At 73.6% G+C, this 11,910-nt stretch carries 11 protein-coding genes and 1 CRISPR repeat array (1 of these 12 only partly in view); of the genes, 9 read left to right on the forward strand and 2 right to left on the reverse strand.

Translation table 11 applies throughout. From position 1 onward, the window contains the following. Nucleotides 1–104 precede the first annotated feature (104 nt). Nucleotides 105–2,633 carry an ATP-dependent helicase HrpB gene (hrpB, locus tag DK419_RS14895; protein WP_109959770.1) on the reverse strand — a complete coding sequence of 843 codons (2,529 nt, stop codon included), beginning with the start codon at nt 2,631–2,633 and terminating at the stop codon, nt 105–107. Between the two features lie 208 nt (nt 2,634–2,841). On the opposite strand from hrpB, the gene DK419_RS14900 reads away from it, so the two are divergent. The 7 genes from DK419_RS14900 to DK419_RS14930 all read left to right on the forward strand — a co-directional run bounded on the left by DK419_RS14900 (nt 2,842) and on the right by DK419_RS14930 (nt 10,571). After that, nucleotides 2,842–3,138, forward strand: coding sequence for a hypothetical protein (locus tag DK419_RS14900; RefSeq protein ID WP_109962320.1), 297 nt, complete (start codon nt 2,842–2,844; stop codon nt 3,136–3,138). Nucleotides 3,139–3,337: 199 nt separating this feature from the next. Then, on the forward strand, nt 3,338–3,823 hold the full coding sequence (locus DK419_RS14905) for a YbaK/EbsC family protein (protein ID WP_109962321.1): 486 nt from the start codon (nt 3,338–3,340) through the stop codon (nt 3,821–3,823). A 160-nt stretch (nt 3,824–3,983) separates the two neighbouring features. Beyond that, on the forward strand, nt 3,984–4,979 hold the full coding sequence (corA, locus tag DK419_RS14910; protein ID WP_109959771.1) for a magnesium/cobalt transporter CorA: 996 nt from the start codon (nt 3,984–3,986) through the stop codon (nt 4,977–4,979). Between the two features lie 47 nt (nt 4,980–5,026). Continuing rightward, nucleotides 5,027–5,752: an SOS response-associated peptidase gene (locus DK419_RS14915; RefSeq protein WP_109959772.1), complete on the forward strand. Its 726-nt coding sequence runs from the start codon at nt 5,027–5,029 to the stop codon at nt 5,750–5,752. A gap of 230 nt (nt 5,753–5,982) precedes the next feature. Continuing rightward, on the forward strand, nt 5,983–7,818 hold the full coding sequence (locus DK419_RS14920) for a glycoside hydrolase family 15 protein (protein WP_109959773.1): 1,836 nt from the start codon (nt 5,983–5,985) through the stop codon (nt 7,816–7,818). Between the two features lie 88 nt (nt 7,819–7,906). Next, nucleotides 7,907–8,546: direct repeats of the CRISPR family, unit length 29 nt; unit sequence GGCTCCCCCGCCCACGCGGGGATCGACCC. Nucleotides 8,547–8,709: 163 nt separating this feature from the next. Continuing rightward, the gene (locus DK419_RS14925) at nt 8,710–9,549 is read left to right on the forward strand and encodes a transporter substrate-binding domain-containing protein (RefSeq protein WP_109959774.1); all 840 of its coding nucleotides are present in this window, start codon (nt 8,710–8,712) and stop codon (nt 9,547–9,549) included. A 179-nt stretch (nt 9,550–9,728) separates the two neighbouring features. Then, nucleotides 9,729–10,571: a transporter substrate-binding domain-containing protein gene (locus tag DK419_RS14930; RefSeq protein ID WP_109959775.1), complete on the forward strand. Its 843-nt coding sequence runs from the start codon at nt 9,729–9,731 to the stop codon at nt 10,569–10,571. Nucleotides 10,572–10,598: 27 nt separating this feature from the next. On the opposite strand, the gene DK419_RS14935 is transcribed toward DK419_RS14930, so the two are convergent. Beyond that, nucleotides 10,599–10,838 carry a DUF6894 family protein gene (locus DK419_RS14935; protein WP_109959776.1) on the reverse strand — a complete coding sequence of 80 codons (240 nt, stop codon included), beginning with the start codon at nt 10,836–10,838 and terminating at the stop codon, nt 10,599–10,601. A 197-nt stretch (nt 10,839–11,035) separates the two neighbouring features. Between DK419_RS14935 and DK419_RS14940 the strand changes: the two genes are divergently transcribed. Together DK419_RS14940 and DK419_RS14945 are read left to right on the forward strand one after the other, a co-directional pair. Continuing rightward, nucleotides 11,036–11,764 (forward strand): hypothetical protein, encoded by a 729-nt coding sequence (locus DK419_RS14940; protein WP_109959777.1) that lies wholly within the window; start codon nt 11,036–11,038, stop codon nt 11,762–11,764. 141 nt (nt 11,765–11,905) lie between these two features. Further along, on the forward strand, nt 11,906–11,910 hold the beginning of the coding sequence (locus DK419_RS14945) for a phosphogluconate dehydrogenase C-terminal domain-containing protein (protein WP_109959778.1). 826 nt of this gene lie beyond the right edge of the window; only the first 5 of its 831 coding nucleotides appear in the window; the start codon lies at nt 11,906–11,908; its stop codon lies beyond the right edge, outside the window.

Below are 11,910 nucleotides of genomic sequence, written 5' to 3' on the forward strand. Positions count from 1 at the left end.
TCACAAAATCGCTGAGATTTCGTTTCGCGTGGTGTGGAGCGCGACGAGGCCTGCGATCCGGCGCGCGGCACGCTCCCGGCGCGGCACCGGCCCGGCGGCCGGGCTCACGTTCCCCGCGGCTTGGCGCGTCGGGTCGGCGGGGCGGTGGTCGGGTCCTCGGGCCAGGGGTGGCGGGGGTATTGCCCGCGCATGTCGGCGCGCACCGCCGCCCAGGAGCCGCGCCAGAAGCCCGGCAGGTCGCGGGTGATCTGGATCGGGCGCTGGGCCGGGGAAAGGAGGTGGAGCACGAGCGGCACCCGGCCGCCGCCGATGGTCGGGTGGCGGGTGAGGCCGAACAGCTCCTGCACCCGCACGGCGAGGACGGGCCCGCCCTCGGCGGCGTAGTCGACCGGGATGCGCGAGCCGGTCGGCACCTCGATATGGGTCGGGGCCTCGGCGTCGAGGCGGGCGCGCAGGGCCCACGGCACGAGGTCGTGCAGGGCGTCTGAGAGCCGGTCGGCGCCGATCTCGTCGAGGCGGGTGATCCCGGTGAGATGGGGGCCGAGCCAGTCGGGCAGCGCCTCGGCGAGGGCGGGATCCGAGAGGTCGGGCCAGGGCTCGCCCTCGGCGCTGCGAAGGAACGTCACCCGCTCGCGCCATTGCTGCGCCGCCTTCGACCAGGGCAGGGCGGAGACGCCGAGGGAGGCCAGGCCGCGAGCGAGGATCGCGGCGCTGTCGGCATCCGCCGGCACCGGCAGGATGCGCTCGGCGAGCGAGACGGCGCCGAGGCGGCGCTGGGCGCGGGCGCGAAGTGCCCTCGCGTCGGGGTCGAACTCGACCCGGGTGCGGGCCTCGATCCGGTCGGCGAAGAGGGCCTCGACGGCGGAGAGCGCGATCGGGGCGGCGGCCAGGATGCGCGCCGCCGAGGCCTTGCCGACGATCTCGGCGACGGCCAGGAACGGCTCGCGGGCGAGGCCCGCCGCCGGATCGAGCGCGGCGCCGCGGCCGTTCGCCAGGACGTACTCGCCGGGCCTGCCCCGGGCCCGGGCGATCCGGTCGGGATAGGCCAGCGCCACGAGGGCGCCGACGTCCGGAGTGCCGATGTCGGGCGTCTCGCCGGCCCCGGCGGGCTCCGTCGTCGTCGCCGCCATCCTGGCCCAGCCGGCGGCGAGGCGGCGCATGTCCTCGGACCGCCCCGCGCGGTCGCGGCGGTAGCGCTCGACCCGCTCGGTGAGATCGACCGCGTCGCCGCCCAGGCCCCGCTCCACCAGCACGGCGGCGACATCCGCCGCGAGGCGCGCCGCGTCGCGGCCGGTCGCGGCGGCGCTCACCACCATGCGGGCGAGGCGCGGCGGCAGGGGGAGGGCGCGCAGGGCCCGGCCCGCCGGGGTCAGGCGTCCCCCGGCGTCGAGGGCGTCGAGGCCGGCGAGCAGCGCCCGCGCCTCGGCGAGCGCCGGGGCCGGGGGCGGATCGAGGAAGGGCAGGGTGGTCGGGTCGGAGACGCCCCAGGCGGCGCAGTCGAGCACCAGCCCGGCGAGGTCGGCGGCGAGGATCTCGGGCCGGGTGAACGGCTCGAGCGCGCCGGTCGCGGCCTCCGGCCACAGGCGGTAGCACACGCCGGCCTGCGTGCGGCCGGCGCGGCCGCGGCGCTGGTCGACGGAGGCGCGGGAGGCGCGCTGGGTCACGAGGCGGGTCAGGCCGAGATCCGGCTCGTAGACCGGCACCCGGGCAAGCCCCGAATCGACCACGACGCGCACGCCCTCGATGGTCAGCGATGTCTCGGCGATCGAGGTGGCGAGCACCACCTTGCGGCGGCCCGCCGGGCTCGGCCGCACCGCCCGGTCCTGCTCGGCCCGGTCGAGGGCGCCGTAGAGCGGGGCGAGGTCGATGTCGGGCACCTCGGCGAGGCGGGCGCGCAGGCGCTCCTCGGTGCGGCGGATCTCGGCCTGGCCCGGCAGGAAGGCCAGAACCGAGCCGGGCTCGGCCCTGAGCGCCCGCATCACCGCGTCCGTCACCGCATCCTCGATGCGGCCTTGCGGGTCGCGGTCGAGATGGCGGGTCTCGACCGTGAAGGCGCGGCCCTCCGAGACGATGACCGGCGCCGGATTCTCATGTCCTTGCCCCATGAGCGCCGCGACCCGGGCGCCGTCGATCGTCGCCGACATCGCGAGGAGCCGCAGGTCCTCGCGCAAGCCCCCTTGCGCGTCGAGCGCCAGGGCGAGGCCGAGATCGGCGTCGAGCGAGCGCTCGTGGAACTCGTCGAACAGCACGGCGGCGACGCCGTCGAGTTCGGGATCGTCCAGGATCATGCGGGCGAAGACGCCCTCGGTGACGACCTCGATGCGGGTGCGGGCCGAGACCTTCGAGCCGAGGCGCACCCGGAGGCCCACCGTCTCGCCGACCGCCTCGCTCAAGCTCGCGGCCATGCGCTCGGCCGCCGCCCGCGCGGCGAGGCGGCGCGGCTCGAGGAGGATGATCCGGCGGTCGCCGCGCCACGGCGCGTCGAGGAGCGTGAGCGGCACCCGGGTGGTCTTGCCGGCGCCCGGGGGCGCCACCAGCACCGCGTTGGGGCGGCCCTGCGCGGAGGGAGCCGCGAGGGCGGCTGCGAGGTCGCCGAGGACCGCGTCGATCGGCAGGGAGGGAGCGGAGCGCATGGGCGCCGGGATGGCGGAGGCGGTCCCGCCGCGCAAGCCCGGACCGCGAACGGCCCGGGGGTGCGCCCCCGACGCGACGCGCGCGCCGCCCTGCGTAGTCTCTGCGCAGCTTTTCCCGATGATTTCCCGTGTCGCAGCGGAACCGGACGCGCGATGCGAGATTGACGCACGGGTTGGCCGAGGGGGCCACCGCCTGGAGATGATCGCGATGAAGTCCCTGACCCTGGCTCTGGCGGCGAGCGTGCTGCTGGGCGGTCTCGCCCTGACCCCGGCCTCGGCCGCCGTGACCGGTCCGGCCCCGGCCGTCGCCGGCGCGGAATCGACGGTCGAGCACGTCGCCATGCGCCGCCACCGCCACTATCACCGCATGAAGCGACACGACCGCCACATGCGCCGTCACATGCGCCGCAACCACATGCGGGCCGGTGACCCGAACGCCCGCAACCCGTCGCGCCCGGGCTACCAGCAGCAGCTCGGCAACACCACCGGCGGCCCGCGCTACTGAGGCCTCCCGCGAGCCCGGCGCTCGCGACCACGGCGCCCTTCACCGCCCGGCTCGGACCGTGCGGTGAAGGTTCGCTGGCCCAGCGCTCGCAGAAAGGCGAGGGCTTGCAAGAACGGCGGCGAACCGCCAGGGGAGCCGGACCGGCATCCCTGGAGCCCGAGATGACCCGTCCATCACTGCCGTGCGGGGCCGCCCGCCGATGAGCCTCGCCTCCGTCAAGGCCGACCTCGCCGTGCGCGCGCCCGACCTCACCGTCCTCGAGACCGAGGCGAGCTCGGCCACCGTGGCGCTGGCGGCCGCCGCCCACGGCGTCGAGCCGGCCCGCATCGCCAAGACCCTGTCGCTGCGCCTCGGCGAGCGGATCGTGCTCCTGGTCGCCCGCGGCGACGCCCGCCTCGACAACCGCAAGGCCAGGGCCGCCTTCGGGGTCAAGCCCCGGATGCTCGGCGCGGAGGAGGTCGAGGCGATCACCGGCCATCCGGTCGGCGGGGTCTGCCCGTTCGGCCTCGCCACGCCGCTCACGGTCTATTGCGACGTCAGCCTCAAGGCCTTCGACGAGGTGGTGCCGGCGGCCGGCTCGCCGAACAGCGCCGTGCGGGTGTCGCCCGAGCGCATGGCCGCGCTGACCGGGGCGGAGTGGATCGACGTCTGCCAGCCGCCCGAGGCGGGAGAGCCCGCGGCCTGACGCCTCGGGCCAAAACACCGCCCGGCTGTGGACGCCGCGCCATCGACAACCGGGCCGGTCGCGCCCTAGCTGTCACGGAGCCTTCAAGGCGGCCGGGCCACAAGGCTCCATTCCGCTGCGCCCCTCTCGCCGCCGCGCCCCTCTCGTTCCGAGACCGCCCTTGATCTTCGTCCATCAGCCGAATGCCTGCGCCAGCACCGGGCAGCCGCTCCTCGAGCGGCGCCTGCTCGAGATGTCCGAGCCGATCCCGCCGGACGCGCTCTGGATCGACCTGATCGAGCCGACGCGCCAGGAGGACCACAAGGTCGAGGCGTTCCTCGGCATCTCGATCCCGACCCGGGAGGAGATGGAGGACATCGAGCCCTCGGAACTCCTCTACGTCGAGAACGGTGCCCGCTACATGACCGGGCGGCTGCTGTGCCGGGTCGACACCGACGACGCGCGCCTCACCGGCGTCACCTTCATCCTGCGCGACAACAAGCTCGCCACGGTGCGCTACGACGACCCCCAGGCGTTCCGGATGTTCGTCCACCGCGCCGCCCGGCCGGCCGGCGTCATGCTGACCGGCGAGGCGATCCTCGCCGGCCTGATCGAGACCGTCATCGACCGCGCCGCCGACGTGCTCCAGGCGCAGGGCGAGCGCATCGACCGGCTCTCGCGCCGGATCTTCGCCGAGCATTCCGACCCGAGCGCCCGCAACGCCGAATTGCAGGACACCCTGCGGGCGCTCGGCCGCCACAACGAATTGCTGTCGCAGCAGCGCGAGAGCCTCGTCTCGGTCGAGCGCATCCTGCTCTCGCTCTCGGCGAGCTACCGGGCCAGCAAGGCGCCCAGGGAGGTCCGCGAGGAGATCCGCTCGACCCTGCGCGACCTGCAATCGCTCGAGGAGCATGCGAGCTTCCTGTCGGGAAAGATCCAGTTCCTGCTCGACGCCACCCTCGGCCTCGTCAACCTCGAGCAGAACAACATCATCAAGCTGTTCTCGGTCATGGCGGTGGTGTTCATGCCGCCGACCCTGATCGCCTCGATGTACGGCATGAACTTCAAGGTGATGCCGGAGCTCGACTGGGGCTTCGGCTACCCGATGGCGGTGGTGATGATGGTGGTGGCGGCGATCCTGCCCTACGCCTTCTTCCGCTGGAAGCGCTGGCTGTGAGACACCGGACGCCGTGAGGCATCGACCGTGATGAGGCACTGAACGTCATGTGCGGCCGCTTCTTCGTCACCTCCTCGCCCGAGACCTTCCGCGAGGCCTACGCGTACGACGACCGGCCGAACTTCCCGGCCCGCCACAACGTGGCGCCGACCCAGCCGGTGGCCGTCGTCACCGCCGAGCACGGGCGCCGGCGCTTCGTGCTGATGCGCTGGGGCTTCCTGCCGGCCTGGGTCAAGGACCCGGCCGACTTCCCCCTTGTGATCAACGCCCGGATCGAGACCGCGGCGGAGAAGCCGAGCTTCCGCAACGCGCTGCGCTACCGGCGCTGCGTCGTCCTCGCCGACGGCTTCTACGAGTGGCGCCGCGGCGGGCCGCGCGGCCAGGCGCCCTACGCGATCCGCCGCGCCGATCGCCGCCCGATGGCGCTCGCCGGCCTGTGGGAGACCTGGAGCAGCCGCGACGGCTCGGAGATCGACACCGCGGCGATCGTGACCTGCGGCGCCAACGGGCTGCTCGCCGCCATCCACGAGCGGATGCCGGCGATCCTGTCGCCGGAGGGCGTCGACCGGTGGCTCGACATGCGGGACGTCGATGCCGGGCAGGCAGCCGCCCTGTGCCGGCCGGCGCCGGAAAAATGGCTCGACCTCGCGCCGGCGAGCCGGCAGGTCAACGACGTGCGTCACGACGAGGCGGGGCTCCTGCGGCCGGACGAGGACGCGCCGGCGCCGCCACCGCCGGAGCGGAAGACGGAGGCGCAGGGGTCGCTGTTCTGACCGGACCGCCCGGGAAGGGCCGGGCGGACCAGCCGAAAACACGTTTCCCCGCGCGACTTCATCCTCGGAAAAATTTCCGCGCCTGCCCGGGAACACAGGGGAAGCCCGGCGCTTCGTCCCGCATGTCGCTGGGTCACGGCCGGCGCGCGGGGGAAGGCGACGCGACGGCCGGCTCCCGCGCGGCGGGCTCCGTCCCGGCTCGTCCGCCCTCTCGCCCGAGCCCCTTCACGATGCACGACCCGGACGCGCGGCCCTACCAGCCCATCGAGGCCTACGGGCTGATCAGCAACTGCCACGGCTGCGCCCTCGTGGCCCGCGACGGCTCGATCGACTGGGCCTGCCTCGAACGGTTCGATGCGCCCCCGGTCTTCTCCCGCCTGCTCGACCGCCGGCGCGGCGGCTTCTTCGCGCTCGCACCCGAGACCCCGTTCGAGAGCGCCCGGCTCTATCTCCCCGGGACCAACATCCTCGAGACCACCTTCACCTGCGCCACCGGGGCGGCGACGGTGCACGACTTCATGCTGGCGCCCGAGCCCGGCCGGGCGCTGCCCTGCCTCGTGCGCCTGGTGTCGGGCGTATCCGGCCACGTGCCGATGCGGGCGGCCTACCGGCCCCTCGCGGGCTTCGCGACACGCTTCCCGGACCTCGTCGCCGTCCCGGGCGGCGCGGGCGCGGAGGGGCTGCCGGACCTGATCGCGGACCTGGACCTGACGGTCGAGGGCGGCGAGGCGGTGGCGCGGTTCACGATCGCGCATGGGGGCGAGCAGTCCTTCGCGCTCTTCTCCGGCGGGGCCGGAGACCGCGAGGCCTTGCGCCCGCGCGACCTGATGGAGGCGGCGCGCCGGAGCTGGATCGGCTGGTCGGCCGGCGCCGCCTATGACGGGCCGCTCGCCGACCAGTTGCTGCGCAGCGCGCTCACCCTCAAGGCCCTGACCTACGCGCCCTCCGGCGCGATCGTGGCGGCGGCCACGACCTCGCTGCCGGAGGAGATCGGCGGCATCCGCAACTGGGACTACCGGTTCTGCTGGATCCGCGACGCCTGCCTGTCGTTCTACGTGCTCAAGAAGTTCGGCATGGTGGCGGAGGCGGAAGCGTTCTTCCGCTTCGTCGGCGGGCTCGCCGAGCGCGACGAGGGCGGCCTGAAACCGCTCTACGCCATCGCCGGCGAAGCCGACCTCAGCGAGCACGAGGCGGCGCATTTCGAGGGCTGGCGCGGCAGCGCCCCGGTCCGCTACGGCAACGAGGCCGCCGAGCAGCACCAGAGCGACGCCTACGGCCAGGTGCTCGACCTCCTGCACCTGTACCACAGCCTCGGCGGCACGATTCCCGATGCCATGGCGCGCCAGGCGGTGCGTCTCGCCGACTTCGCCGCCGCGCACTGGCACGAGACGGATGCCGGCCTGTGGGAGCCGCGCAAGCCCGAGCAGCACTACCTCCACGCCGCGATCATGAACTGGGTCGCGGTCGACCGCGCGATCCGGCTGTTCGGCGAGCGGCCGCACTGGCGCGAGGCCCGCGACGCCATCGTGGCCCGGGTCAACGGGGAGGGGGTGCACCGTGACGGCTACTACCCGCAATATCTCGGCGGCGACGATCCCGACGCCGCCCTGCTGATCGCCCCGATGGTCGGCTTCCCGGTCGACGAGGCGGCGTTCGCCCGCACGGTCGACGTCGTGATCGCGCGCCTCGGCCACGGCCCGCTGGTCTACCGCTACCGCAACGACGACGGGCTGCCGGGCCACGAGGGCACCTTCCTGATCTGCGCCTTCTGGCTCGTCGACGCGCTGGCCTGGCTCGGCCGCACCGAGGAGGCGCAGACCCGCTTCGACGCCCTGCGGGCGCTGCAGAACGACGTCGGCCTGTACGCCGAGGAGGTGGCGGAGGACCGCACCTTCCTGGGCAATTTCCCCCAGGCCTTCAGTCACCTCGCCTTCATCCACAGCGCCCTCGTCCTCGACCTCGCGCACCAGGGCGGCCGCGAGGCGGTCGCCGGCACCTACGCCGACCGGACCTTGCGCGAGACGCGCTGGCGCCGGGTGCCGTGGATCGTGCCGCCGGCGGAATGACCGGGGGCGGATCAGGTTGTAGGCTGTCGCGTCGAGCGAGGCGGCGTTCTTTGACATCGTGAATGGCACCAGCGACTTAGCTGGCAGAGGCTCCCCCGCCCACGCGGGGATCGACCCCTCGAGTCCCGGCAGCGCCGGCGCCTCGTCGGGGCTCCCCCGCCCACGCGGGGATCGACCCCTGAGTCATGGATCGTCGTGTCCGTGTCGGCTGGCTCCCCCGCCCACGCGGGGATCGACCCGAGGCGATGCCGCGGGACAGCATCCGGTCCCGGGCTCCCCCGCCCACGCGGGGATCGACCCAGGATTCGATGTGCCGCCGCTGTCGATTTCGAGGCTCCCCCGCCCACGCGGGGATCGACCCCCCAAGGGCGGCTTTACCTGCGTCACGGTCGTGGCTCCCCCGCCCACGCGGGGATCGACCCCGGCCGCGGCCGCACCGCACTTGCACGGTCATGGCTCCCCCGCCCACGCGGGGATCGACCGTCCGGGTCCGCGGCGAGGTTGGACCGCAGCTTGGCTCCCCCGCCCACGCGGGGATCGACCCGTCGCACGCATCTAGGCGTTAGCGAAATCGGTGGCTCCCCCGCCCACGCGGGGATCGACCTGTCGACGCTCGGGGCCGTCACGAAGGTCAGGGGGGCTCCCCCGCCCACGCGGGGATCGACCCTTCCCGATCGGGATCGTCGTCCTGCAGCCGGTGCCTTCCCCGCCTACGCGGGGGTCAACCCTCCGCCATTTCCATCCCGCAGTCCTGTGTCCACATCCCGACACCTGATCACAACACCGTGCACCGAAGACATCCTCTCGATGTGCCCGACGGCATTAACCCGATCTTGAAGGTGAACCCCGCACCCATCGTCGACACGTCGACGGACAACCTCGGGAACCATCATGGTGAAACGGCGCGGTTTCGCGGGCTTGCTCGTCGCGCTCGGTCTCGTGACCTCGGCGCCGGCCGGGGCGAGGCAGCTCACCTGGTCGGTCTTCGACGCGCCGCCCTTCACGATCGTCGAGGGCGAGAACCGCGGCCGCGGCGTCTTCGACCGGATCCGCCACTTCCTGGCCGCCCGGCTGGGCGACTACGCCGTCACCAGCGTCACGGTGCCGTTCCCGCGCATCGTCGCCTCGCTCAAGACCGGCGAGGAATGGTGCTTCGTCGGCGGGGTGAAGACGCCGGAGCGCGAGGTCTTCGCGGCGTTCTCGCGGCCGGTGGCGATGTTCTATCCCTTGCGCATCGTCGTTCCGGCCGCGAAGCGGGCGCAGTTCGAGGCGCTCAAGCCCCTGTCCCTGCGCAGCCTGCTCGCGGAGCGCCGCGACCTGCGCACCAGCGTGCTGCGCGACCGCGCCATCGCGCCCGAGGTCGACGCGCTGCTCCGGCAATATCCGCCGGGCCAGACCTACGCCCATTTCATCGAAGCCTACCGCATGCTGATGAACGACCGGCTCGACTACCTCGTCGATTTCTCCAGCATCACCGCCTACAACGCCCGCCAGCTCGCCCGGCCGGGCGCCTTCGTGGGCCTGCCCTTCGCCGAGAGCCCGGAGCCGGTCTTCGCCCGGGTGATGTGCGCCGGCACGCCCTGGGGACGCGAGGTGGTGGCGCGCATCGACGCCGTCCTGGCGGCCGAGCGGGCGAGCCCGGAGTACCGGCGGATCGTCGAGGCCTGGACGGCGGAGGAGGACCTGCCGCGCATCCGCGCCGTCTACGACACCTTCCTGGCGAGCGAGTGACGCTTCTTGCGGCACGCCGGACTACGACGAGACGACGGCGGGACTTGGCCCGGGAGACTTGACCCGGACACGCTCGCCCCCGACGGTCCGGCCCAATCGTGCCGGCGGCGATTAACCCGATCTTGAAGGTGAGGCCTGCATTGGCCGACGGCTGGTCCACGGGCATCGCGGGAAACGTCATGGTGAAGCGGCGCGGTCTCGCCGGTCTGGTCGTCGCGCTCGCCCTCGCGGGGCCGGCACGGGCCGAGGACAAGCAGATCACCTGGTCGGTCTACAACGCCGCGCCGTTCATGATGACCGAGGGCGAGGACCGCGACGCCGGCATCTTCGACCGCATCCGCGGGCTCCTGAGCGCCCGGCTGACCGACTACGCCCACACCACCCTGACGGTGCCGTTCCCGCGCATCCTCACCTCGCTGAAGAATCGCGAGGAATGGTGCTTCGTCGGCGGGGTGAAGACGCCGGAGCGCGAGGTCTTCGCGGTGTTCTCGCGGCCGGTGGCGATGTTCTATCCCCTGCGCGTCATCGTGCCGGCCGCCAAGCGCGCCCGCTTCGACGCGCTCGGACCCCTGTCCCTGCGCGACCTGCTGGTGGTGCACCGCGACCTGCGCACCAGCCTGCTGCGCAACCGCGCCTTCGCTCCGGTGGTCGACGGGCTGTTCCGGGATCACCCGCCGGGCCAGACCCATTCCGAGTTCGCCGAGGCGTTCCGGATGCTGCGCAACGACCGCCTCGACTACCTCGTCGAGTATTCCAACATCGCGGCCTACTACAACACCGGCGAGTTCGGCGTTCCGAACGCCCTCGTGGGCCTGCCCTTCGCGGAAAACCCGGAGCCGACCTTCGCCCGGGTGATGTGCGCCGGCACGCCCTGGGGACGCGAGGTGGTGGCGCGCATCGACGCCGTCCTGGCGGCCGAGCGGGCGAGCCCGGAGTACCGGCGGATCGTCGAGGCCTGGACGGCGCAGGAGGACCTGCCGCGCATCCGCGCCGTCTACGACGCCTTCCTGGCGAGCGACTGACGGCGCGGCCAGGGCCCGGACGAGGCCCTAGGCCGCCAGCGCGGCCTCCCACACGACGAACGGCTCGACCCAGACCCGCCGCCCGGTGAGGTCGTGCACGCTCACCCGCCACTCGGTCCAGTCCGCGTCCGCGCCGAGGCTGCGCATCGCCGCTGCGGCGACCTGCCGGGCGTGGCGGCCGAGGGCGGCCGGGCCGCGCAGCAGGGTGCCCTCGGCGTCGAGGATGCATTCGGAGCCGTTGGTGCAGTGGAAGCGGTAGCGCGTCATGCCGTCCCTCTCTCCTCGCCGATGATCACGCGGTCGCGGCCGCGATACCGTTCAGGGTTAATGTTCACTATATGTTCTTAATTCGCAATCCGGCCAGGCCGGGGGCGCGATGCCGCAGCCGGTGGCATGGGCGAATAGGGCTCGCCGCCGGCCCGAAACCCTGCCAGATTCCGCCCCTCGGCGGATCGGAGGGCGTGATGGCCGGCGTGTTCGACCCCATCCTGAACTGGCGGCTCCTGCCGGGCTCGCACGCCTTTCCGGGTCCCGACGGCGGCACCTGCATCAACGAGGCGGCCGTGGTGGCGGCAGGCCTGCCCTACCGGGCGATCCGCTCCTCGGCCGATTGCCCGCCCTGCTTCTCCGCCCCGCTCGCGACCTACGCGCTCGGCCTCAACGACGCGATGCCAGATGCCGAGCGCCCGCGCCTGATGGCCTTCGTGCTACGCCTCGCCGGCTCGGCCGACGGGGAGGCGGTCGAGGCAGCCCGCATCGCCCATCTCGTCCGCGAGGGCGTGCGCCGCCTGCTGCCTCCTGTGCTGGAGCGGGCCGGTTTGCCCCAGCACGCCGCCGCCTGCCGGTCCGCCGCCGACCTGGAACGGGCGGTGACAGTCGCGCGCCACGCCGCGTGGTCGGCCGGTTCGCTCGCCGAGGCCGCCGGCCGCCAGGGTACGTGGGTTCGCGGCGCCCGCGCGGCGGCGGCCGCCCGCGCCGCCCTGTTCGCCGCCGAGAACGACGCCCGCACGGCCGCCGACGCGGCCGAGGCCGCCGCCCTGTTCTGGCCGGGTGCCTGGGCCGAGGCGGTGGCGATCCTCGACGAGGGCTTGCTCCTCGGCCGGCAGGCGCCGGCGCTCGGGTCGGAGGAGGCCGGGATGCGGCTCGAGGCCGCGAAGGCGGGACGGCGGGCGCGGGCCGGAGCGGCGGCGTAGGTCGCCGCCGGACTCCGCGCGTCACCGGTCGCCCCGGACGACAGAAACCGGTTGCCGCGGGCCCGGACCGGCGCCACTCTCGTACCGCCGCCTGGCTAAGAGGCCCGAAGAGGTCAGTGGCGGCTCGCGGGAGGAGACGCCATGAC

This window comes from Methylobacterium terrae, from assembly GCF_003173755.1.
Lineage (GTDB): Bacteria > Pseudomonadota > Alphaproteobacteria > Rhizobiales > Beijerinckiaceae > Methylobacterium > Methylobacterium terrae.